General features: G+C 62.2%; 2 protein-coding genes. Both read right to left on the reverse strand.

The window, feature by feature from the left end:
• A partial coding sequence (locus H7B90_RS32245; protein ID WP_185140011.1) for an Hpt domain-containing protein occupies nucleotides 1–636 on the reverse strand: 636 nt, incomplete at its 3' end.
• Nucleotides 637–849: 213 nt separating this feature from the next.
• On the reverse strand, nucleotides 850–1062 hold a 213-nt coding region (locus H7B90_RS32250), incomplete at its 5' end, for a response regulator transcription factor (RefSeq protein ID WP_185140012.1).

The raw sequence follows: 1062 nt of genomic DNA on the forward strand, positions 1-1062 counted from the left end.
GCTCGGGAACGACGCGATCACTTCCCCCATTTCCTCCAATGTTCGGTGCACGACCAGCGCCCTCGCGTACGCGAACGATTCGTCCGATGCGAAGCGGATGAGCACCCGAAGCGCGTTCAGCTTCTGATCCCAAGCGTGGTAGATCGCCTTCCGGTGGAAGCCGTCGAGCACCAGCTCCCCCTCGTCCGGCGCCGGCTCCCCTTCGTCCGCCGCCGGCTTCCTCGGCTCCCGTTCCTCGGCATCGGCCGCCTCCCGCGCATGGTCCGCCAACTGCCGCAGCAGATCCCGGATATCGCGCCCTTCGTCTCCTTCGCCCGCCTGAATCGCGGCCTTCATCGTCTTGATCTCGTCGACGCTCCGGAACAGGGCGTTCATCAGCGAAGCGTTCGGCGCGAGCCGGCCCGATCGCATCAGCTCGAAGAGGTTCTCCATCTGATGCGTCAGCTCCTTGATCCGGCCGAAGCCCATCGCCGCCGACGAGCCCTTGAGCGTATGAGCCGCCCGGAAAACGATTCCGATCGTGCCCGAATCGGCCGGATCCCTCTCCAGCAGCAGCAGCCGCTCGTCCAGAATCTGCAGCTGCTCCTCCAGCTCGTCCAGGAAGATTCCCAAATATTCCGACATGCCGTCGTCCATCAAGTGTGTCTCGCCCCTCGCTTCCCCAGACGGTGTCGCCCGATTGTGGAACTCTTTAATCCTCTTAATCATCGCGNNCGCCGGGAATCTTTCCCGGCGGATGCCTCTCCGTTCGCAACAACCGGGAAGCGCTAACGAATCGAGGAATCGCTATTCCGCCCGCCGAGAAAAAAAGAAAATCACCCTCGCGGGTGATCCGGATCGCCCGTCTCCCTAGGACGAATCGGGCCTCAGCATCTTGAGCATGGCCCCCGCGCGGTCGCCGACTCCGAGCTTCATGTAGATCTTCGTCAGGTGATTCTTGACGGTGTGGGCGCTGATGAACAGATGCTCCGCGATGTCCTGGTTCGTGTAGCCTTGGATCATCAGATCGAGAACTTCCTTCTCTCGCGGGGTGAACAGAATGGAGGACGTCTCCGGCTGCGC

This window comes from Cohnella xylanilytica, from assembly GCF_014212175.1.
GTDB lineage: Bacteria > Bacillota > Bacilli > Paenibacillales > Paenibacillaceae > Cohnella > Cohnella xylanilytica.